This is a genomic window from Stappia sp. P2PMeth1 (assembly GCF_900185735.1).
In the GTDB taxonomy this organism is placed as follows: Bacteria; Pseudomonadota; Alphaproteobacteria; order Rhizobiales; family Stappiaceae; genus Stappia.
The window spans coordinates 1-20,549 of the sequence record NZ_FYAW01000060.1; the positions used below are offsets into that span (position 1 = coordinate 1).

Below are 20,549 nucleotides of genomic sequence, written 5' to 3' on the forward strand. Positions count from 1 at the left end.
AGGACGTCAACGGCTACACCGCATCGATCGCCTCCGCCGTCGAGCAGCAGGGCGCCGCAACCAGCGACATCTCCCGCTCGGTCCAGCAGGCGGCCGAGGGCACCGGCGCCGTCACCCGCAACATGGAACTGCTCGCGAGCACCGTCGACAGCACCTCCTCAGCCGCCGATAACGTCCTCGACGCCTCAGGCGCCATGAGCCGCAACACCGACGCCCTCAGGCATGAAATCGACAGGTTCCTGCATGAGGTCGCAGCCGCCTGAGACGGAACCGCCACCGCCCCTGCCAGACAGCGTCCCAGCCCCCGGCCCGCCTCGCGGACCGGGGGCTTTTTCTTTCGCAAGCAGGCAAAGCAGCGATAGGCTGTCGAGGGTCCATCCCGCGATTCCGCGACCAGACAGGAGATCTCGCCCGTGAACGACCAGGAGACCATCGAAACCCCGACAGGCGAGTTGACGCTGCGGACGATGGCCATGCCCGCCGACACCAACGCGGCCGGCGACATTTTCGGCGGCTGGGTGCTGTCGCAGATGGACCTTGCCGGCGGCATCGCCGCCGGACAGCGGGCGCGCCGGCGCGTGGTGACAATCTCCGTCGAGCGGATGACCTTCATCCGCCCGGTGCATGTCGGCGACGTCCTCTGCGTCTATTGCCGGGTGACCGGCGTCGGCCGCACCTCGATGAAGATCGGCATCGAGGCATGGGCGCTGCGCCATCGCCACGGACGACGCGAGAAGGTGACGGATGCGACCTTCACCTTCGTCGCCGTGGACGATCAGGGACGTCCGATCCCGGTGCCGGCGGAAGACGAGGACTGACGGCGGCGCAGCCGCGCCCGTAGCGCCATGGCGAGATCCGGATGGCGGGCGGCGATGTCGCGGAACAGCACTTCGTCGACCGCCTTGCGGCATCCGCCCGCCCACAAGCGTTCGAGATCCGCAAGCCGGCGAGCCCGCTCCGCATCATCAAGGCCGGGCTGTCTGCAATCCCGGTCGAGCCCCAGGCACGTGGCGCGCATCTTCAATCCGGCCGCCAGAACGCGGATCTCCGCCAGTTTCAGGGTTGCCGCGAACGGGGCGTGCCGCTTGGCGGCACGGCACGAGGCAGCCGGATCGGCGGGCGGGGGTCCAATCAGCGAGGCACCGGACGTTGCTCTGGACATAAAAAATCCTCCATCGGTTTCCCGAGGAGGACTGGCGCGGATCAAACGACCGTTTGGTTGCCGCATGATGCGGCCACATCCCCAAAACGCGGACCGGTTGACCCGGTCTTCAGTGTCAGGGAGACCACCTTGCCCGGTCGGGCAGGTTGGCGAGGGCGCCAGCCCTTCTCTTGATGACGGGCGTTCTATGCCACGCGGCGGGCTCTTTCGCAAGAGGCAAGCATCCTCGTGACCTTAAGCGGCGTCGCGGGAGGTGCCTTCGTCGTCCTCGGCGCGGGGATCGAGAGCCAGCGTCTCGGGGGTGGAGAAGCGCACGCCCGACGCCATGGCGACGAACTCCTCCTTCTCCTCCGGCGCCAGCGGCGCGCGCTGGGTCATGCGCCAGATCGAAAAGCCGATGATCAGCGCATGGGCCGCGGAGGTGACGGCAAACAGGCCCTGCGGCCGCGTCATGGTCATCATCACCGACGCCAGCAGCGGGCCGACGATCGAACCGACGCCGAACAGGAGCAGCAGGCCGCCGCTGGTCTTGAGGAACTCCCCCGGCGGCGAGTGGTCGTTGGCATGAGCGACGATGACCGGGTACATCGAATAGATCATGCCGCCGAACGCCGCGACGAGGGAAATGATGGCGAGAGGCGACAGCGCCTCGCCGAATGTCAGCGCCATGCCCACGAGAAACCCGGCAATGGCGATGCCGATCAGCACGATGCGCCGGTCGATACGGTCGGACAGCATGCCGACGGGGACCTGAATGAGCGCACCGGCGAGCAGCGCCACCGACATCATGGTGGCGATCGAGGACACGGACAATTCGACCTGGCGACCATAGACGGCGCCGAGCGTCCCGAACGCGCTGTTGGAGATGCCGACGAGAAAGACGCCGATCACCGCCACCGGCGAGTTGCGCCACAGCGAACGGATGTCGAGGCGGACCTGGGAGAGCGGCTGCGGGGCAGCGGCGGTCGACAGCGCGGTCGGCAGCAGCGCGCAGGAATAGACCATGGCTCCGATCACGAAGAACAGGTAGCCGGCCGGATCGCCCAGGGTCAGCAGCATCTGGCCGGCGGTGGTCGCGCCCAGATTGATCATCGTGTAGATGCCGAAGATGCGGCCGCGCGTGGCCGGGTTGGCCCGCTCGTTCAGCCAGCTTTCCACCACCATCGCGGCGCCGGCGAAACAAAAGCCGGAGAGCGCCCTGAGCGGGATCCAGGCCCAGGGTGTCATGAAGACGAGATTCAGCAGCACGACGATGGAGGCGAGCGAGCAGAACACGCCAAACGCCCGGATGTGGCCGACCCGGCTGACGATGATCGGGGTCAGCAGGCACCCGGCGATATAGCCCACCGCCCAGCCGGTGCCGAGCAGACCGAGCGAATTGTCGGAAAAGCCCTCGAAGGAGCCACGCAGAGGCAGAAGCAGCCCCTGAAGGCCGCCCGCAAGCAGCAGAAGCGCAGAACCGACGAGCAACGCAGCGATGGGAAGAATGTGGGTCATGCGGGTCGGCTGGCTGGCGGAACGGGAGTGCCTGCAGTCACAGGGGGCGGGAACGAGCCCAACTCCCAACCTATCCTGCGGGCCTGCGTCGGAATTGAGGCAGGCGGCGGCGAAAGGCCGGCAGCGCGAAGCCGCCGCCCTGTTGTCGCAAGCCTAGCAATTTTTCATTGAAGAACAACAGCGGCCGGTCGGTTCCGGCCGCCTTGCGCGTTCACACCCGGTTCAGCAGCCGTGCGCGGATGGTGCCGGACAGGCGGCGGATCTCTTCGAGGATCTCCACGGCGTTTTCCACCGGCCCATCGGCGTCGAGCACCACATAACCGATCTCGCCGTCGGTCTGATAATGCTGGGCCGCGATGTTGATCTCGTAGCGGGCGAAGAGGTCGTTGAGCTTGCCGAGTTCGCCCGGAAGATTGCGCTGCACCTGAATGAAGCGGGTGTTGCGGGTGCCCTTCGGCAGTTGCACCTGCGGAAAGTTCACCGCACCGATCGTCGAGCCGACGTCCGAATATTCGATGAGACGGCGGGCGACCTCCTCGCCGATGCGCTCCTGCGCCTCCTCCGTCGAGCCGCCGACATGCGGCGTCAGGATGACGTTGTCGAGCCCGCGCAAGGGAGACACGAACTCCTCGTCGTTCGACTTGGGTTCGCTTGGGAACACGTCGACGGCGGCGCCGGCCAGATGACCGGAGCGCAGGGCCTGCGCCAGCGCGTCGATGTCCAGCACCGTGCCACGGGCGTTGTTGATGAGATAGGCGCCCTTCTTCATCGCGGCGATCTCGGCTGCGCCGATCATGCCACGGGTCTCGGGTGTCTGCGGCAGGTGCAGGGACACGACATCGGCGACGGCGAGCAGTTCCCCGAGCGAGGCAGTCGGCTCGACATTGCCGTGGCGCAGCTTGTCGGCGTGATCGTAATAGACGACGCGCATGCCCATCGCCTCGGCGAGCACCGCCAGTTGCGAGCCGATATTGCCGTATCCGACGATGCCGAGGGTCTTGCCGCGCACTTCGTTGCTGCCAGCGGCCGTCTTCAGCCACCGCCCGTTATGCGCGGCCATCGACTTGGCGAAGGCGCCGCGCATCAGCATGACGATCTCGGAGATGGTCAGTTCGGCCACGCTGCGGGTGTTGGAAAACGGCGCGTTGAAGACCGGGATGCCGCGACGGTTGCTGCCGACGAGATCGACCTGGTTGGTTCCCACGGAGAAACAACCGACCGCGACCAGCGTGCCGGCTTCCTTGAGAATCGCTTCGTCGATCTGGGTCCGCGAGCGGATGCCGACGATATGAACGCCCTGCAGCGCCTCGATCAACGCCTCGCGGTCGAGCGCCGTCTTGAGCTGGGTGACATTGGTGTAGCCGGCCTGATCGAGCAGGGCGGGAGCGGTCGGGCTGATGCCTTCCAGCAGGAGCCAGCGAATTTGATGCTTCGGGCGCGACAGGCCGGTCTTCATGAAACGGCGTTCCGTGTGCGGGACGTGAGGGAGTGCGGCGGAGCCACCGCTGCGCTCTGGTGCCCTGTCTGCCGGAAAAATTCAACCGCTGCTTTTTGCAGCCCAGTCCCGCAAGGAAGTGAGAAAGGCCGAAAGCCGTTGCCTCGTGTCGTCGAACCGCGCGGTTTTGCCGTAGTGCTCAACGTTCATGTAGAGCGCGCGGTTGACCTCGATCTGCAGCGAATGCACGCCGCGCGCCGGGTCGCCATGACGGCGCAGGATCTCCGCGCCCTTGAAGGGATCGTTGACCTTCACGGAAAAGCCGAGGCCGAGCAGCAGATCGCGGGCCGCCTCCAGATAACCGGCGGCGGCGCTGGTTCCCTCCAGGTCCGACAGCACGATATCGGGACGCAGCGAGCCGGTCGCATCTTCGTGCATGGCATTGGCGACAGGTTGCATCGAATGGAGATCGAGGTGAAAGACCCGGCCATGCGCTGCGCGGATCTCGCCGAGCAGCTCTGCCAGCATCGCATGATAGGGGTGCCAGCACCGCTCCAGCCGCGCCAGGTAGTCGGTTCGAAGCAAGGGACCGGCCAGAAGCGGCGCGCCATCGGGCGGGGTCGCGGTCCAGACGACCCCCTTGCCCAGCCGCGCCTTGCCGGAGGGAGCAAGATCCAGCCCCTGCGCGTCATCGAGAACGGCCGGATCGAGATCGTCGAAGGCGCGGTTCACATCGCAATAGATGCGACCGAAGAGTGCCTTCAGCAGCGGCAGGCCGAGGGCGGGCGCGGCGGAAAAAAGCTCGTCGACATACATATCCTCCGCCCGGCGATAGCGCTCCGGAGGCTGGGCAGGGGCAAAGTCCGACGGATAGATCGTTCCGGAATGCGGGCTGTCGAGGACGAGCGGCGCGGCAAGCCGGTCCGGCCGCAACACCTCGAAAAGGGTCGCCTCCCCTGCCCCCGGCATGGCCTCAGCCATCATTCAAGTGACAGGCCGACATGCGGCCCGGCGCGATCTCGCGAAGGGCAGGCGCCTGCTCGCGACAACGGGGCTTCGCATGCGGGCAGCGCGGATGAAAATGACAGCCGGACGGCGGGGCGAGCGGCGACGGGATCTCGCCCTTCACCGGCTGGAACACCCGCTTGCGCGTGTCGATGCGCGGCACCTCGGCCAGGAGCGCGCGCGCGTAGGGGTGGTTCGGATCGGCGAAAAGCTCGACCGCCGGCGCGCTTTCCACGACCCGGCCGAGATACATGATCACCACCCGGTCGGCGAGATGCTCGACAACGCCGAGATCGTGGGAGATGAACAGATAGGTGAGGCCGAGATCCTCGCGCAGATCCATGAAGAGATTGAGGACCTGCGCCTGGATCGACACGTCGAGAGCGGCGATGCTCTCGTCGCAGACCAGGAAATCCGGCTGTACGGCAAGGGCCCGGGCAATGCCGATCCGCTGGCGCTGGCCGCCGGAAAACTGGTGCGGATAGCGGCTCTTGTAGCTGGGATCGAGGCCGACGCGCAGCAGCATCCGGTCGACATAGTCGGCGATCTCGTCGCCCGAGACGAGCCCGTGAACGCGCGGCGCCTCGCCGACGATATCGCGCACCCGCATACGCGGGTTGAGCGAGGACATGGGGTCCTGGAAGATCATCTGGATCTTCAGCGTCGCCTCGCGCCGCTCGGCGCCCGACAGGCTCTCCACATCGCGCCCACGCCACAGCACCCGCCCCTCGCTCGGCGCATGGACGCCGGCGACGACACGCCCGAGGGTCGACTTGCCGCAACCGGATTCCCCGACAAGGCCGACCACCTCGCCTTCCGCGATCTGCAAGGACACGCTGTCGACTGCGTGGACGATCTCCTCACGGCGTTTGCCGCCGAAGAGATTGACGATCTTCTCGGCCGCATCGAGACGACGCACGAAGCGCTTGGAGACGGCGTCGAGGGCAAGCAGCGGTGCGGCGCTCATGCGTCCTCTCCGACAGTGGTTTCGTTGGCCCCGTGCGGATGATGGCAGCGCGCGGTGCGGCCCGCCGAGAGTTCCAACAGGTCGGGCAAGACGTTGCAGGCTGCGTCGGCGCGCGGGCAGCGGGCGGCGAAGCTGCACCCTTCCGGCAGGGCCAGCAGCGACGGCGCCATGCCGGGGATCTGGGTGAGGCGCGTACCGCGGCGGTTCTGGCTCGGTACCGAGCCGATGAGGCCGTGGGTATAGGGATGATAGGGCGCATCGAGAACGGCATCGACCGGTCCCTGCTCGACGATGCGGCCGGCATACATCACCGCCACGCGGTCGGCGAGCCCGCCGACGACGGCAAGGTCATGGGTGATCCAGATCATCGCAAGGCCCGTTTCGGCGCACAGCTTCTGCACCTCGTAGAGAATCTGCGCCTGGATAGTGACATCGAGCGCGGTGGTCGGCTCGTCGGCGACGATCACGTCCGGCTCGTTGAGCAAGGCAATCGCGATCGCCACCCGCTGGCGCATGCCGCCGGAGAACTGGTGAGGATAGGCGGCAAGCCGTTCGTCCGGCGAGGGAATGCCGACACGGGCAAGCGCCTCGCGCGCCCGCTCCCGCGCTGCCGAGCGGGAAATGTCGGCATGGGCACGGATCGCCTCGATCATCTGCGTGTCGATGCGCAGGACCGGATTGAGCGTCATCATCGGGTCCTGGAAGATCATGGCAATGCGCCGGCCGCGCAACCGGCGCCAGCCCTCCTCCGACAGTCCGGCGAGTTCCTCGTTGCCGAGACGGATCGAGCCGGAAACGAGGCGGCCGGGCGGGTCGACCAGCCCCATCAGCGAGAAGCCGGTGACGGTCTTGCCCGATCCGCTCTCGCCGACGAGGCCGAGAACCTCGCCGCGCGCGAGCGAGAAGGAAACGCCGTCGACAGCGCGCGCAACGCCGGCCTTGGTGAAGAAATGGGTCCGCAGGTCCCGGACCTCGAGAATGGTTTCGCGGCTCATGCGGCCCTCACTTCTGCAGCCGCGGGTTCAGCGCGTCACGGAGCTGGTCGCCGACAATGTTGATGGTGACGATGGTGATCAGCAGCGCCACTCCGGGAAAGACGGAGATCCAGTACTTGCCGGAGAGCATGTAGTCGAAGCCATTGGCGATCAGCAGGCCGAGGGACGGCTCCGTCTGCGGCAGGCCGACGCCCAGGAAGGACAGCGTCGCCTCCAGCGCGATGGCATGAGCCGTCTGCACGGTGCCGACAACAATCAGCGGGGCGATGCAGTTCGGCAGGATGTGGCGAAAAACGATGCGGGCATGCGACAGGCCGAGGCAGGCGGCGGCCTCGACATATTCGCGGCGGCGCTCGACCAGCGCCGAGGCCCGCACGGTGCGGGCATAATAAGCCCATTGGGCGATGACCAGGGCGATGATGATCTTGTCGATGCCCTTGCCGAGAATGGCCAGCAGGATCAGGGCGATGAGCACGGCCGGCAACGACAACTGGATGTCGACGATGCGCATGATCACCCCTTCCGTCCGCCCGCCGGCATAAGCGGCGACCAGTCCGACGATCATGCCGATCGTCAGTGCAATCGCTGCGGAGGCAACGCCCACCGACAGCGAGATACGCAGCCCGTAAAGAATCGCGGAGAGCAGATCCCGCCCCGAACCATCCGTACCAAGCCAGAAGGTGACGCCGTCCATGCTCTGCGAGCCCGGCGGCAGGCGGGCGTCGAAGACCGACACCACGGCCAGATCGTAAGGGTTCTGCGGCGAGATCCAGGGCGCCAGCAACGCCGCCAGGATAACGATGGCAAGCCCGATGGCGGCAAGAACGGCCAGCCGGCTATCGGTGAAGTCCGAGAGGAAACGGCGAAAGGGCGTGTCCGCGCGGCGGGGGGCGGCGATGCCTGCGATGGGGGTCTCGGTTGATGCCATGATGTTCGTCCTCACTGGCCGCGGTCGCCGAGCCGCACGCGCGGATCAAGGATCGAATAGAGAATGTCGACCACCAGGTTGATGACCACGAAGAGGAAGACGATCATCATGAGGTAGGCGACGATGATCGGCCGGTCGAGCTGCTGGATCGACTCGATGAGCAGCTTGCCCATCCCCGGCCAGGCGAAGATCGTCTCAGTGACCACCGAGAAAGCGATGAGCGAGCCGAACTCCAGTCCAAGAACCGTGACGACCGGAATGAGGATGTTCTTCATCAGATGAACGCCGACGATGCGCGAGCGCGACAGGCCCTTGGCGCGGGCGAACTTGATGTAATCCTGCAGCATCGCCTCGCGGGCGCCGGCGCGGGTCAGACGGATGACCAGCGAAATCTTGAGAAGCGCAAGGTTGAGGGCCGGCAGGGCGAGATGGCGCAGCCCGTCGAGTGTCAGGAAGGACACGCGGATGCCAAAGACATCGACCGTGCTGCCGCGCCCGGTCGAGGGCAGCCAGCCAAGCATCACGGCAAAGACCATGATCATCATGATGCCGACCCAGAAGGTGGGCAGGGAGAAGCCGAGGATCGAGCCGGCCATGATGGTCTTGGCGCCGACACTGTCCGGATAGAGCCCGGCATAGAGGCCTAAAGGAATGCCGATGACAATGGCCATCAGCAGGGCGGCGAAGGCCAGTTCAAGCGTCGCCGGCATGCGCTGGATGATCAGCCCCAACGCCGGCTCGCCGAAGATGAAGGACTGGCCGAGATTGCCGCTCAGGGCATTGACGATGAACAGCCAGAACTGCTCCCAGATCGGTCGGTCGAGGCCGAGCGCGCGGGTGACGTTCTCGATGTCCTGCTGGTCCATGTCAGGCGTAATGAACATGTAGACTGGGTCGCCGACCAGATGAACGCCGAAGAAGACGATCATGGCCATGGCGACGATGACCAGCACGCTCTGCAGGAGGCGGCGGAGAATAAAGACGCTCATGAAGCGGTTTCCCGGCAAAGCGGCATGGAGGGGGCGGGACAGTCCGGCGGAGCCGCCGCAAGGTGCGGCGGAGAGTCCTTGCGGGCGTCTCCGCCGGCACTGCCTGTCATCGCGACGGAGCGTCCCGGACACTCCGCCTCCGGCACGGAGCCGGAGGCGGAACGAGGCGAGCCTCAGTCTTTGAGCACACCATAGGCGACGGTGTATTCGTCGGTGCGCGGGATGTAGTTCAGCCCCTTGCGGGTCGCCCAGGTGTTCACCTGATAGTGGATCGGGACGATCGCGAGTTCGCCGATTGCGATCTCCGTTGCTTCCGCAAGCAGGCCGGCGCGCTTCTCGTCGTCAACTTCCGAGAGCGCCGCCTCGATCAGCCGGTCGACCTCCGGGTTTGAGTAGCGGCCGCGATTGGCCGAGCCCATGCCCTTGTCCTTGTCGGCGGTGGCGATAAGGGCGCGCAGCGGCGAGGACGCCTCGCCCGAGCCCGCTCCCCAGCCGACCAGGATCAGCGAGAATTCCGGCAGGCCGTCGGCACCGGTGGAGGCGCGGGTGAAGTAGACCGAGCTCGGCATGGTCTCCACCTGCGTCTTGATGCCGGCGCGCGTCAGCATCTGCGCGATCGCCTCGGCGATCTTGGCGTCGTTGAGATAGCGGTTGTTGGGCGCGTGGATGGTCAGCTCGAACCCGTCCGGCAGTCCGGCCTCGGCAAGCAGCGCCTTGGCGCCCTCCAGATCATAGGGTTCCGCCTTCAGGTTCTCCGACACGCCGAAGAAGCCCTCCGGCAGGAGCTGGCCGGCCGGGATCGCCTGCCCTTCCATGACGCGGTCGCGGATCAGTTCGCGCGAGATCGCCTTGGAGAGGGCCTTGCGAACCTTGACGTCCATCAACGGGTTCTTGATGTCGCCGCCGCCATTGGCCTTCACGAAAGGCGAGGCCTCGCGGAAATGGTCGAGATGCAGGTAGATGACGCGGTTGGACACGCCCTGCGAAAGCACGACATTGTCCCGGCTCTTCAGCGTCTCGATGTCGGTGGTCGGAACACCGTTGATGACGTCGACATCGCCGGCCAGAAGCGCGGCAACGCGCGAGGGAGCCGACTTGATCGGCTTCAGCGTCACCTTGTCCCAGATCGGCTTGCCGCCCCAGTAGTCTTCGTTCGCGGCAAGCACGATGCGGTCGCCGGGCACGTATTCGACGAACTTGAAGGGCCCCGTGCCGGCCGCCGCCTTGCCGGAGTTGAACTCCTCGGTCGTGCCCTGGCAGCCACCCTCGTTGGAGATGATCGCGACGTTGCCGAGGTCATTGACCATGACCGGATAGGGCTCGGCGGTCTTCACATGGATCGTATAGTCATCGATCTTGATGAAGGTTTTGCCCTTGATATAGGTGTCGAAGCTCGCTGGCGAATTCGGCACGCTGGGGGCGCGTTCGAACGTGCAGATGACGTCGTCGGCGTTGAAGTCCGTGCCGTCGTGGAACTTCACGCCCTCGCGCAGCTTGAACTCCCAGGTGGTGCTGTCGACCGGCTTCCAGGATACGGCAAGACCGGGCTGGAAGTTCTGGCGCTCGTCCGGATTGGCGAGGCGGTCGAACATCATGAAGCCGAGCTGGTTGTTCGGCCCCAGATTGTGGAAATGCGGATCGATCGAGGTCGACTCCGAATCGAGGCCGATCACGAGATCCTCGGCCGCGGCCGGTGTGGCGAAAGCGACAATGGCGCACGCCGCCCCCATGAGCGCGCGCGCGAGCGGCGTCCTTGCAGACTTCATCAGGTAGCTCCCCTCTGGATCCCCTCTGGTCTTGTCCAGACGGGGCGGGATCGACTGGTCCCCGTCTGCTGTCCCGTGTCGAGGTTGACGCCTCGCCGGCTTGTGGGGAAGGCTATTATGCGTTTATATGATCGACAAACGAAAAACGATAACTCGAACGCATAATTGTATTCCCATGACAAATACAGAGGTTACGGACGAGCCGCCGGCTCGGCAAGCCACGAGCACCGTCAACCGCAGCGGCCTGACGCTTCGCGAGCTGGAGGTGCTGCGGGCGGTTATCTCGGAAGGCAAGACGACGGCCGCCGCCCACCGGCTCGGCATCTCGCAGCCGGCGGTGAGCCGTGCCATCGCCCAGTTGGAAACCCGGCTCAACCGGCAACTGTTCCACCGCAACGGCAACAAGATCCTGCCGACATCCGAGGGGCTTGCCTTCAACGAGCAGATCGAGCCGATCTTTGCCACGCTGGCGCGGCTCGATGCGGCCGAGGCGGAGGACCTCAACCCGAAACGGTTGCGGATCGCCGCCCCGCCGACGCTGGCCCACCGCCTGATGACCAAGCTCGTTCCGGGGTTTCTGGCCGACAATCCGGAAGCGTCTGTGCATCTGGAAATCGGCATGTCGACCACCGTGACTGCGGCGGTCGCCGACGAGAACGCCGACCTCGGCATCAGCGACGGGCGGTTGCGCCACGACGGTCTGCGGATCTATCCCTTCCGCCACGCGATCGCCCATGCGGCGATCCCGGCGGATCACCGGCTGGCGAGCCGTGAAGAGATCCTGCCGGAAGATCTGGCGGGAGAATCCTTCATCGCGCTGACCCGCCGCTTCCACCAGCGCAATGTCTATGACCGGATCTTCGCCGAACGCGGCATCGAGCGGAAGATCCGGGCGGAAACAGCGACCAGCATCGCGATCTGCGAGCTGGTGCGCGAGGGCATGGGCGTCGGCCTGGTCAACCCCTTCCCCGTGAGTCTGCGGCCGCTTGAGGGCGTGGTCTTCCGGCGCTTCTCGCCGCGTGTCGACTATCTCACCCAGTTCTTCGTTCCCGCCGGGCGCGTCTCGCCGATCGCCCAGCGCTTCATCGAATATGCGCGCCGGGCCGTGCCGGCCGACGCCTACTCGCATCCGGCCTGATTCGGCCGCAAGGAAAGGACACCGCATGCTCCAGCTTGCTGCTCCGCGCTCGGTCGGCATCCTGAAGGACCTCGTCGGCTTCGACACCACGAGCCGGAACTCCAACCTGGCGCTGATCTCGCATGTGGAGGCCTTCTTCGCCGCGCGCGGCATCGCCACGACGCGGGTGCCGGACGAGACCGGCGAGAAAGCCAACCTGATCGCCACCATCGGACCGAAAGACGTGCCGGGTTACGTGCTGTCAGGCCACACGGACGTGGTGCCGGTGGATGGCCAGACGTGGACCAGCGATCCCTTCACCTTGACCGAGCGCAGCGGCCTGCTCTACGGGCGCGGCGCCTGCGACATGAAGGGATTTCTCGCCTGCTGCCTTGCCAAAGTCGACGAGATGCTGGCGCGCGACCTCGTCAAGCCGATCCATTTCGCCTTTTCCTATGACGAGGAAGTCGGCTGCAAGGGCGTCCCAAGCCTGATCGAGCGGCTGGTGGAGACGGTGGCCCTGCCGGAAGCCTGCTTTGTCGGCGAGCCGACGGAGATGCAGGTGGTGATCGGCCACAAGGCCAAGCGCTCCTACCGAGCGATCGTCACGGGCCGAACCTGCCACTCCTCGCTGGCTCCGCAGGGCGTCAATGCCATCGACCATGCCGCGCGGCTGATCCTCAAGGTGCGCGAGATGGGAGTTGAGCTTGCCGATGGCCCCAGCGACCCGCTCTACGATGTGCCGGTGACGACGTCGCATACAGGCACCGTTGCCGGAGGCACGGCTCTCAACATCGTCCCCGACCGCTGCGACTTCGCCTTCGAGTTCCGGGTTCTGCCCGGCGAGGATGCGGACGCGCTCGTCGACGAGGTGATGCGCTTCGCCCGCGAGGAGATCGAGCCGGAGATGAAGGCACGCGCCCGCGAGACGGGCATCGCCTTCGAGCAGATCTCCAGCTTCCCCGGCCTCGATACGGCGGCGGATGCCGACGTCACCCGGCTCGCCAAACGGCTTGCCGGGCGCAACGACCACGCCAAGGTCGCCTACGGCACGGAAGGCGGCCGCTTCGTCGAGATCGCCGCCATCCCCACCGTGGTGATCGGCCCCGGCTCCATCGAGCAGGCGCACAAGGCGGACGAGTTCATCGCCGTTTCCGAACTCGTCAAGTGCGAGATCTTCCTCGACCGGCTGATCGAGGAAGCCACCCGCTAAACCACAGTTTCCCGCTCAACTTCGCCGAGAAAAACGCCATGACCACCGGACAGCCTCCTGTCGAACTGCTCAAGACGGACATCTCCTCCTATCGCGCCGGCAATACCGGTATCGAGGGCGTCACCACCTTCGACAGCGGCATCGCCGGCCCGCATGTGGCTGTCACAGCCGTGGTGCATGGCAACGAGCTCTGCGGTCCGATCGCGCTTGACTGGCTGTTCCGCCACGATGTCCGCCCTGTACGCGGCAAGCTGTCCCTCGCCTTTGTCAACCTCGATGCCTATGACCGCTTCGACCCGGCGGACCCGTTTGCCTCGCGCTGGGCGGACGAGGACATGAACCGGCTGTGGCAACCGGAAACGCTCGGCGGCGGCGAGACCTTGGAGCGCAAACGCGCGAAGGAGCTGCGCCCCTTCATCGACAGCGTCGATCTCCTGCTCGACCTGCATTCGATGCAGAACGCGACGGCGCCGCTCTACATCGCCGGTCCCCTGGCCAAGGGACGGGCGCTGGCGCGTGCCGTCGGAACGCCGGCGCTGGTTGTCAGCGACGAGGGCCATGCGGCCGGCAAGCGGATGCGCGACTATGGCGGTTTCGGCGATCCTGCGAGTGAAAAGAACGCGCTGCTGGTGGAATGCGGCCAGCATTGGGAGGCCGCCAGCGCCGAAGTGGCCCTTGAGACCACCCTGCGCTTCCTGCAAGTGACGGGCGCGGTGGCGCCCGACGCCTTTGCCGACGAGCTTGCACGCTTTCCGGTCCCCAGGCCGCAGACCTTTATCGAGATCATCGAGCCGATCACGATCATGACCGACAACTTCCGCTTTACGGCGGACTATGTCGGGCAGGAAGTGATCGAGAAGGCCGGAACAGTGATCGCCTATGACGGCGAGGTAGCGGTGACGGTGCCGGAGGATCGCACGGTGCTGATCATGCCGAACCGGCGGCCTGTGAAAGGCCAGACCGCCGTACGGCTCGGCCGCCTCATTGCCGGATCGTGAGCCCGTTCCGCCCGCGACTTTCGGCGTTGCGGACGGGGCCGGCATGCGCTACTGACATTGGCATGACGATGACGACGACGATCAACGGCTGGTGGTGGCGCTCCTGGTAACAGGCGGCGAACGACAGCGCGTGACTTAACGTCATTCGGGGAGTTTCAAAAAGCCGCCGCGGGGTCCCGCCGGCGGCTTTGTCATGTCCGGCCGGGAGGATCGCGGCCAGCGGAGGCAGGGAAGACGGACATGCAGACAGGACGCGAAGAGAGCTTCGTGACGAAGGGGGGGATCGGCATCAGCGTCGTGACGCGGGCCGCCGACTACGACCAGGGCACCTCGCCCTGGATCGACCGGCTGGACGCCGAGCGCGGCGCGGTCTTTTCCTCCTCCTACGAATATCCCGGCCGCTACACCCGCTGGGACATGGCGCTGGTCAACCCGCCAATGGTGCTGGAGTCCCGGGGTTCCGACGTGCGCGTCGAGGCGCTGAACGAGCGCGGGCTTCTGCTGCTGCCGGCGGTCGAGCGCTGCCTTGCCGCGCAGGAGGACGTCGAAGGCCTTGCCCGCGACGGCAACCTCCTGACCCTGCGGATCAAGCCGGCGACCCGCGCCTTTGCCGAGGAGGAGCGCTCGCGCCAGCCCTCCGTCTTCTCGGTGATCCGGGCGATCAGCGCGCTGTTTGCCTGCGACGATGGCCATCTCGGCCTCTACGGCGCCTTCGGCTACGATCTCGCGTTCCAGTTCGAGCCGATCGAATTGGTGCTCGCGCGCCCCGACGACCAGCGCGACGTGGTGCTCTACCTGCCGGACGAGATCCTGCTGGTCGACCACTACGGCCGCAAGGCGCATGTGCGCTCCTACGAGTTCCAGGTGGACGGGCGCAGCACCGAAACCCTTCCGCGCAGCGGCACGAAGGAGGCCTATCGGCCGGCCAACGAGGATCCGGGGCGCGGTGACCACGAGCCGGGCGAATATGCAAGGCTGGTGGACGCCGCGAAGGACTACTTCCGGCGCGGCGACCTGTTCGAGACCGTTCCCGGCCAGGTGTTTTACGAGGCCTGCCCGGCAGCGCCCTCCGCCGTCAGCCGAAGGCTGACGGAAATCAACCCCTCCCCCTATGGCTTCTTCATCAACCTGGGCAACGCCGAATATCTGGTCGGTGCCAGCCCGGAAATGTATGTCCGCGTTTCCGGCGGGCGGCGGGTCGAGACCTGCCCGATCTCGGGCACCATCCGGCGCGGCCGGAACGCGATCGAAGACGAGGCGCAGATCCGCAAGCTGTTGAATTCGGCCAAGGACGAGGCCGAGCTCACCATGTGCTCCGACGTCGATCGCAACGACAAGAGCCGCATCTGCGTGCCGGGCTCGGTGCGGGTGATCGGCCGGCGCCAGATCGAGATGTATTCCCGCCTGATCCATACGGTCGACCATATCGAGGGCATCCTGCGCGACGATCTCGACGCGCTCGATGCCTTCCTGTCGCACACCTGGGCGGTGACGGTGACCGGGGCGCCGAAGCGGTGGGCGATGGAGTTCATCGAGCGCCACGAGAAGAGCCCCCGCGCCTGGTATGGCGGCGCCATCGGCGCGATCCTGTTCAACGGCGACATGAACACGGGTCTGACCCTGCGCACCGTGCGGATCAAGGACGGCGTCGCCCAGATCCGCGCCGGCGCGACGCTGCTCTATGACAGCGTGCCGGAGGAGGAAGAGGCCGAGACGGAGCTGAAGGCGGAGGCGATGCGCGCCGCCGTGCGCGAGGCCGGGCTTGCCCGCGAACGCAAGATCGATCCTTTGGCCGCGCAGCCGGGCAAGGGACTGAAGATCCTGCTCGTCGACCACGAGGACAGTTTCGTCCACACGCTCGCCAACTATTTCCGGCAGACGGGCGCCGAGGTCGTCACCTATCGCTCACCGGTGGCGGACAGCGTGTTCCACGATGTTGCGCCGGATCTTGTGGTGCTGTCGCCCGGCCCCGGCAGTCCGAAGGATTTCGACTGCGCGGCGACCATCGGCCGGGCGCGAGCGCGCGGATTGCCGATCTTTGGCGTCTGCCTCGGGCTGCAGGCCTTGGCGGAAGCGTATGGCGGCGAACTGGCGCAGCTCGCCATCCCGATGCACGGCAAGCCCTCGCCCGTTTCGTTCATCGAAGGGTCGATGCTCTTCGAGGGGCTCGCTTCGCCGGTGACGGTCGGGCGCTATCACTCGCTGCACGCGCGGCGGGACAAGCTGCCGGCCGGGTTCCGAGTGACATCCGAGACCGAGGACGGTGTGATCATGGCGGTCGAACACGAGAGCGAACCGGTCGCCGCGGTGCAGTTCCATCCCGAATCGATCATGTCGCTCGACCAGGATGCCGGGCACCGCATCATCCAGAACGTGGTGACCTGCCTTGCCCGCCAGACGCGCCAGGCGATGGCCGCCGCCGTCTGATCCTCGGTAACACACCCAGCAGCGGGCGCGGCGATGCCGCGCCCCATCCTATTCGCCGACCTCGACCTCCGTGTCGCCACTGAGGTCGGCCGGCCTGTTGCGCGTCTTCAGCTTGTGCGACACGTCGACGATGGCGCGGATCGCCGGCAGCAGTTCCGCGCCGAGATCGGTGAGGCAATATTCGACCGAGGGCGGCGATGTCGGGCGAACGGTGCGTGCCACCACCCCCTTCCTCTCCAGACCCCTGAGGCGGGCCGTCAGCACCTTGGCCGAGACCGCCGGAATGTCGAGCCGCAGCTCGGAGAAGCGACGCGGACCGGCGGCCAGGCACCAGATCACGTTCGGCGTCCAGGCACCTTTCAGGATCTCCATGCAATGGCTCAAGGGGCAGCCTTCCGGCGGGGGTGGGCTGTGATTCTTGCGTATTTTCAAGGCCATGCCTGTCTTCCTCGACCGCGTCGGCCAAACCGCCGCGCACGCCATGGCGCGACCGGGAGCGGTTACCGATCGGAAATCTGATTATCCCGTAACACAAGGTTTTCAAGTTTACAAAGGTAACCAAAGCTTCCTAGATGCGGTGGACGCGGTCAAACAACCGCAGCACCACCCCGGGGCCGGATGCAACCGGCCCTGCAGCCATAGGGACGCAGACACGATGAAGCTCTACTACAAGCCGGGCGCCTGCTCGCTCGCCACCCATATCGTCCTCAACGAGTTGGGTCTGTCCTTCGACATCGAAAGCGTCGACACGAGCGCGAAGACGACAGCCGGCGGACGAGACTTCCTGGAGATCAATCCGGACGGCTACGTCCCCGCGCTGGCACTGGACAACGGCAACGTCCTGACCGAGGGCGCCGCGATCCTGCAGTATCTCGCCGACCAGCATCCGGCCTCCGGCCTCGCGCCTGCGCCCGGCTCCTGGGAGCGGACGCAGCTTCACCGGCACCTGAACTTCATCTCCGCCGAGCTGCACAAGTCGTTCTCGCCGCTGTTCCAGGGCGCGGAAGGCGCTGCCCGCGAGGCGGCGATCGACAAGGTTCGCAAGCGGATCGCGCATTTCGAACCGATCTTTGCCGACGGTCGTCCCTACCTGATGGGCGACACGTTCTCGGTGGCCGACGCCTATCTCTTCACGGTGCTGAACTGGGCCGGCTTCATCGGTCTTTCGCTCGACGAGTTCCCGCAGGCAACGGCCTTCGTCGCTCGAATCGCGGAGCGGCAGGCCACCCGGCGGGCGCTGGAGGCCGAGGGGCTGCGCAAGGCGGCCTGACCTGAACCCCCAGGAACGGCATCAACAGGGCGGCGGCCGGTGTCACCTCCGCCGCCCGGCACAGGGCACACGCGCAATGACCTCCAGTGAAACGGCGGACTTTTCCGCCATTCTCGATCTCTGCGGGCGCTATCACGAGGCCCTGCACCGAAGCGACGCCGTACTGCTCGGCAGCCTGTTCCACGACCGCGCGCTTTACGCGGCGACGACCGACGGCGACATCCGCTTCTGGTCGATGGACCATTATCTGCCGATCGTCGCTGCCCGCCCCTCCCCCGCCTCGCGCGGCGAACCGGCGGACGGCGAAGTTGTCGCCATCACCTTCGCCGGCCCCAACGCAGCCCTGGCGCAGGTCCGCAGTTCCATCGGCGAACGGTTCTTCACAGACTTCCTGTCGCTCGTGAAGATCGACGGACGCTGGCTGATCGCCGCCAAGGTTTTCGACTACACCACCCGGCCACGCGACGCGGCCGCCTGACACGAACAAGGACAAGGACACCCATGCCGTATGTGAACATCAAGGTGACACGCGAAGGCGTCACGCGCGAGCAGAAGGCCCGGCTGATCGCCGGCGTCACCGATCTCCTGGTCGAGGTGCTGAACAAGGACCCGGAGACGACGTTTGTCGTGATCGATGAAGTCGAACTGGAAAACTGGGGCATTGCCGGTGTGCAGACCGATGTCTTTCGCGCCCGGAAGAAGGCTGCCGCACAGGAGTGACAGCGGACGCCTGCTAATTCCTGCCAAGCAGTGGAGACAGGGCCTCGACAAGGCCGGGCGAGAGCAGTTCGGCGCCGCGCACCGTCAGGTGGTTGGAATCGAAATAGAGCGGCTCGCCCGCAGCCACGATCCGGCAGGCGGCCCCCGCGCCGCATAGCGCATCCAGCGGGTCGACCACACGCCAGCCGTGGCCGGTTGCCGCCTGATCGAGCGCCGCACGGGTGGCTTGCTGGCGTGTCAGTGCGGCCTGGCGTCCGGGGCCCGCAGGCTCGGCCAGGCCGAAGCGATCCGACACGGCGATTGCCGAGGGCACATTGATGCCGGGCTCGGGAACCGTGTGAACCAGGATCACCGGAATGCCGGCGTCTGCAAGCCGCGCAGCGAGAGCCGCGGAAGCCTGCGTCAGTTCCATCAGGCGCGCGCGGCGCAACGATGCGGAAGGGGGCGGCGCGAAGCGCAGGTCGACGCCCGTGCCGCCTTCCGCAACGAGTGTCCAGCGGGCGGCCAGGATCACCGCATCCGGGCGGGCAGCGAGGATCTCGTCCAGCACCTGCTCCGTGAACTGCTGGCAAGTGCCATCGTGTTCGGAACCCGAAATGCGGGGATCGACCAGCGGCGGGCAGCCGGCCTTGGCGACGAGAAGCCCGCCAACCCCGAGCTCGGCCAGGGCAGCGTCGACACCCGGCGCCAGGGCAGCCGCGTGAGAATCGCCCCACAGAACCACCCGGGCAGCACCCTCGCGAGCGCCCAACCGGCAGGGACTCTCCGGCACGCCTCTCTCCGCAAACGAGAAACCCTCGTCGCGCCAGCGGCTCATGCAGGCGAGCCTGTCGCTTGCCCGCCATTCCTCATTCGCGGCCATCAGACCGGCAACCCGTGGCGGGATGCGCAGCGGCAGTCCGTCGGTCGCCTCCACCACGGCGGTGACCGCGAGCGTTGCCAGCGACAGACCGGCGAAAAGACCGAAGGCGCGCGCGGCCCCCGCGGAGCGCCAGCCGCGCGCCGGCTGCTCGACGAAGCGCCATGTCGCCGCAGAGAGCGCCGCCATCAGCAGCAGGAGCGAGGCGGTGGTTGCCGGCGAGGCGGGATCGAACCCAAGCGTGCGGGCAAAGGCGATCACCGGCCAGTGCCAGAGATACAAGGAGTAGGAAACGAGGCCGACGGCGATGCTGACCCGCCAGCGCAGCACGGACGTGGCGTGGGGTTGCCCATTTGCACCGGAGATGATGACGAGCCCCGCGCCGAGGCACGGTAGCAGTGCCCAGCCCCCAGGGTAGGCCAGACGATCCGACAGCAGGACGAAGGACGCGGCGATCAGGACAAGCCCCAGCGCTCCGGCGAGTTCGCGCCGGATGGGCGAGAGCGCTCTCCCGGCGCCCGACAGGGCGAGCAGCGCACCGATCATCAGTTCAAAGGCCCGCGTGTGCGGCATGAAAAACCCGGCGCGCGGTGCAAACACCGCCATGGCAATGCTCGCCGCAAGCGACACCGCCCCGAGGACGAGCACGAGCAACAGCGCCTTGCGGGTCGACGCGCCGGCAAGGCGCACCAGCAGCATAAGGAGCAGCGGGAAGACGACGTAGAACTGCTCCTCGACCGCGAGCGACCACAGGTGCAGCAGATGATCCTGTTCCGACGCCTGGTCGAAATAGTCGATCCGCTGGGCGAACCAGAAATTGGCGGCGAACAGCACGGAGGCCCGCGCCGACATGGAGAACGCCTCAAACTCCATCGGCATCAGCATCAGCGCTGCCACCAGGAAGCTTGCCGCGAGCACCAGGTAATAGGCGGGCACGATGCGCAGGATGCGCCGCTGGTAGAAGCCCTTCAGCGTGAAGCGCCCGCTTGCGAGTTCCGACCAGACGATGCCGGTGATGAGGTAACCGGAGATGACGAAGAAGATGTCGACACCGGCAAAGCCGCCCGGCAGCCAGTTCGCATCGAGATGGAACACCACCACGGACAGGACGGCCACGGCGCGCAGGCCGTCGATATCCGGTCGGTAGGCAGGAGAGGTCACGTGGTCGACAGGCCCTGTTCGATGGTGCGGCTGTCTATTC

Annotated in this window: 19 protein-coding genes, 1 pseudogene and 1 riboswitch; of the genes and pseudogenes, 9 read left to right on the forward strand and 11 right to left on the reverse strand. The window is 66.3% G+C overall.

What is annotated here, in order from left to right:
* Window positions 1-263, forward strand: a pseudogene (locus tag P2PM1_RS24240) (methyl-accepting chemotaxis protein); the annotation flags it as partial.
* Window positions 264-467: 204 nt separating this feature from the next.
* Window positions 468-818 carry an acyl-CoA thioesterase gene (locus P2PM1_RS24245; RefSeq protein ID WP_186390102.1) on the forward strand — a complete coding sequence of 117 codons (351 nt, stop codon included), beginning with the start codon at window positions 468-470 and terminating at the stop codon, window positions 816-818.
* Here P2PM1_RS24245 and P2PM1_RS24250 read toward each other — a convergent pair.
* From P2PM1_RS24250 to P2PM1_RS24290, 9 genes are all read right to left on the reverse strand, one after another.
* Entirely contained in the window at window positions 776-1,228 is a 453-nt protein-coding gene (locus P2PM1_RS24250) for a hypothetical protein (protein WP_186400882.1), read from the reverse strand. The two genes, P2PM1_RS24245 and P2PM1_RS24250, sit on opposite strands and share 43 nt — an antisense overlap.
* Window positions 1,206-1,344, reverse strand: a riboswitch (SAM-I-IV-variant riboswitch). Its footprint overlaps the gene before it by 23 nt.
* A gap of 52 nt (window positions 1,345-1,396) precedes the next feature.
* On the reverse strand, window positions 1,397-2,659 hold the full coding sequence (locus P2PM1_RS24255) for an MFS transporter (protein ID WP_186389908.1): 1,263 nt from the start codon (window positions 2,657-2,659) through the stop codon (window positions 1,397-1,399).
* A 211-nt stretch (window positions 2,660-2,870) separates the two neighbouring features.
* The gene (gene serA, locus P2PM1_RS24260; RefSeq protein ID WP_186400883.1) at window positions 2,871-4,115 is read right to left on the reverse strand and encodes a phosphoglycerate dehydrogenase; all 1,245 of its coding nucleotides are present in this window, start codon (window positions 4,113-4,115) and stop codon (window positions 2,871-2,873) included.
* A gap of 81 nt (window positions 4,116-4,196) precedes the next feature.
* Complete coding sequence (locus P2PM1_RS24265; protein ID WP_186400884.1) at window positions 4,197-5,063, reverse strand: N-formylglutamate amidohydrolase; 867 nt, start codon at window positions 5,061-5,063, stop codon at window positions 4,197-4,199.
* Between the two features lie 4 nt (window positions 5,064-5,067).
* Window positions 5,068-6,066, reverse strand: coding sequence for an ABC transporter ATP-binding protein (locus P2PM1_RS24270; protein ID WP_186400885.1), 999 nt, complete (start codon window positions 6,064-6,066; stop codon window positions 5,068-5,070).
* Window positions 6,063-7,061, reverse strand: a complete 999-nt coding sequence (locus P2PM1_RS24275) for an ABC transporter ATP-binding protein (RefSeq protein ID WP_186400886.1) — start codon at window positions 7,059-7,061, stop codon at window positions 6,063-6,065. Before P2PM1_RS24275 ends, P2PM1_RS24270 begins: the two co-directional genes overlap by 4 nt.
* A gap of 7 nt (window positions 7,062-7,068) precedes the next feature.
* Window positions 7,069-7,989: an ABC transporter permease gene (locus P2PM1_RS24280; protein WP_186389913.1), complete on the reverse strand. Its 921-nt coding sequence runs from the start codon at window positions 7,987-7,989 to the stop codon at window positions 7,069-7,071.
* 11 nt (window positions 7,990-8,000) lie between these two features.
* A complete protein-coding gene (locus P2PM1_RS24285; RefSeq protein ID WP_186389914.1) occupies window positions 8,001-8,978 on the reverse strand; it encodes an ABC transporter permease in 978 nt (325 codons plus the stop codon).
* A gap of 173 nt (window positions 8,979-9,151) precedes the next feature.
* Window positions 9,152-10,744: an ABC transporter substrate-binding protein gene (locus P2PM1_RS24290; RefSeq protein ID WP_208984523.1), complete on the reverse strand. Its 1,593-nt coding sequence runs from the start codon at window positions 10,742-10,744 to the stop codon at window positions 9,152-9,154.
* A 175-nt stretch (window positions 10,745-10,919) separates the two neighbouring features.
* Between P2PM1_RS24290 and P2PM1_RS24295 the strand changes: the two genes are divergently transcribed.
* The 4 genes from P2PM1_RS24295 to P2PM1_RS24310 all read left to right on the forward strand — a co-directional run bounded on the left by P2PM1_RS24295 (window position 10,920) and on the right by P2PM1_RS24310 (window position 16,499).
* Window positions 10,920-11,882: a LysR family transcriptional regulator gene (locus tag P2PM1_RS24295; RefSeq protein ID WP_186395082.1), complete on the forward strand. Its 963-nt coding sequence runs from the start codon at window positions 10,920-10,922 to the stop codon at window positions 11,880-11,882.
* Between the two features lie 25 nt (window positions 11,883-11,907).
* A complete protein-coding gene (gene argE / locus P2PM1_RS24300) occupies window positions 11,908-13,074 on the forward strand; it encodes an acetylornithine deacetylase (RefSeq protein ID WP_186400887.1) in 1,167 nt (388 codons plus the stop codon).
* Between the two features lie 38 nt (window positions 13,075-13,112).
* Entirely contained in the window at window positions 13,113-14,072 is a 960-nt protein-coding gene (locus tag P2PM1_RS24305) for a succinylglutamate desuccinylase/aspartoacylase family protein (RefSeq protein WP_186400888.1), read from the forward strand.
* A 240-nt stretch (window positions 14,073-14,312) separates the two neighbouring features.
* Entirely contained in the window at window positions 14,313-16,499 is a 2,187-nt protein-coding gene (locus tag P2PM1_RS24310; protein ID WP_186400889.1) for an anthranilate synthase component I, read from the forward strand.
* Between the two features lie 48 nt (window positions 16,500-16,547).
* Here the strand turns inward: P2PM1_RS24310 and P2PM1_RS24315 are convergent, their stop codons facing one another.
* Window positions 16,548-16,871 (reverse strand): helix-turn-helix domain-containing protein, encoded by a 324-nt coding sequence (locus P2PM1_RS24315; RefSeq protein WP_244301627.1) that lies wholly within the window; start codon window positions 16,869-16,871, stop codon window positions 16,548-16,550.
* Between the two features lie 283 nt (window positions 16,872-17,154).
* On the opposite strand from P2PM1_RS24315, the gene gstA reads away from it, so the two are divergent.
* The 3 genes from gstA to P2PM1_RS24330 all read left to right on the forward strand — a co-directional run bounded on the left by gstA (window position 17,155) and on the right by P2PM1_RS24330 (window position 18,489).
* Window positions 17,155-17,769 (forward strand): glutathione transferase GstA, encoded by a 615-nt coding sequence (gene gstA / locus P2PM1_RS24320; RefSeq protein ID WP_186400891.1) that lies wholly within the window; start codon window positions 17,155-17,157, stop codon window positions 17,767-17,769.
* Between the two features lie 76 nt (window positions 17,770-17,845).
* The gene (locus P2PM1_RS24325; protein ID WP_186389921.1) at window positions 17,846-18,247 is read left to right on the forward strand and encodes a nuclear transport factor 2 family protein; all 402 of its coding nucleotides are present in this window, start codon (window positions 17,846-17,848) and stop codon (window positions 18,245-18,247) included.
* Window positions 18,248-18,270: 23 nt separating this feature from the next.
* Window positions 18,271-18,489, forward strand: a complete 219-nt coding sequence (locus P2PM1_RS24330; protein ID WP_186389922.1) for a 4-oxalocrotonate tautomerase family protein — start codon at window positions 18,271-18,273, stop codon at window positions 18,487-18,489.
* A 13-nt stretch (window positions 18,490-18,502) separates the two neighbouring features.
* Here P2PM1_RS24330 and P2PM1_RS24335 read toward each other — a convergent pair whose 3' ends face one another.
* On the reverse strand, window positions 18,503-20,509 hold the full coding sequence (locus tag P2PM1_RS24335; protein ID WP_186400892.1) for an acyltransferase family protein: 2,007 nt from the start codon (window positions 20,507-20,509) through the stop codon (window positions 18,503-18,505).
* Window positions 20,510-20,549: the final 40 nt, after the last annotated feature.

Coding starts and splice junctions, on each gene's coding strand:
- P2PM1_RS24245 (WP_186390102.1), top strand. CDS start 468: ATGGCCATGCCCGCCGACACCAACGCGGCCGGCGACATTTTCGGCGGC.
- P2PM1_RS24250 (WP_186400882.1), bottom strand. CDS start 1,228: ATGCGGCAACCAAACGGTCGTTTGATCCGCGCCAGTCCTCCTCGGGAA.
- P2PM1_RS24255 (WP_186389908.1), bottom strand. CDS start 2,659: ATGACCCACATTCTTCCCATCGCTGCGTTGCTCGTCGGTTCTGCGCTT.
- serA (WP_186400883.1), bottom strand. CDS start 4,115: ATGAAGACCGGCCTGTCGCGCCCGAAGCATCAAATTCGCTGGCTCCTG.
- P2PM1_RS24265 (WP_186400884.1), bottom strand. CDS start 5,063: ATGCCGGGGGCAGGGGAGGCGACCCTTTTCGAGGTGTTGCGGCCGGAC.
- P2PM1_RS24270 (WP_186400885.1), bottom strand. CDS start 6,066: ATGAGCGCCGCACCGCTGCTTGCCCTCGACGCCGTCTCCAAGCGCTTC.
- P2PM1_RS24275 (WP_186400886.1), bottom strand. CDS start 7,061: ATGAGCCGCGAAACCATTCTCGAGGTCCGGGACCTGCGGACCCATTTC.
- P2PM1_RS24280 (WP_186389913.1), bottom strand. CDS start 7,989: ATGGCATCAACCGAGACCCCCATCGCAGGCATCGCCGCCCCCCGCCGC.
- P2PM1_RS24285 (WP_186389914.1), bottom strand. CDS start 8,978: ATGAGCGTCTTTATTCTCCGCCGCCTCCTGCAGAGCGTGCTGGTCATC.
- P2PM1_RS24290 (WP_208984523.1), bottom strand. CDS start 10,744: ATGAAGTCTGCAAGGACGCCGCTCGCGCGCGCGCTCATGGGGGCGGCG.
- P2PM1_RS24295 (WP_186395082.1), top strand. CDS start 10,920: ATGACAAATACAGAGGTTACGGACGAGCCGCCGGCTCGGCAAGCCACG.
- argE (WP_186400887.1), top strand. CDS start 11,908: ATGCTCCAGCTTGCTGCTCCGCGCTCGGTCGGCATCCTGAAGGACCTC.
- P2PM1_RS24305 (WP_186400888.1), top strand. CDS start 13,113: ATGACCACCGGACAGCCTCCTGTCGAACTGCTCAAGACGGACATCTCC.
- P2PM1_RS24310 (WP_186400889.1), top strand. CDS start 14,313: ATGCAGACAGGACGCGAAGAGAGCTTCGTGACGAAGGGGGGGATCGGC.
- P2PM1_RS24315 (WP_244301627.1), bottom strand. CDS start 16,871: ATGGAGATCCTGAAAGGTGCCTGGACGCCGAACGTGATCTGGTGCCTG.
- gstA (WP_186400891.1), top strand. CDS start 17,155: ATGAAGCTCTACTACAAGCCGGGCGCCTGCTCGCTCGCCACCCATATC.
- P2PM1_RS24325 (WP_186389921.1), top strand. CDS start 17,846: ATGACCTCCAGTGAAACGGCGGACTTTTCCGCCATTCTCGATCTCTGC.
- P2PM1_RS24330 (WP_186389922.1), top strand. CDS start 18,271: ATGCCGTATGTGAACATCAAGGTGACACGCGAAGGCGTCACGCGCGAG.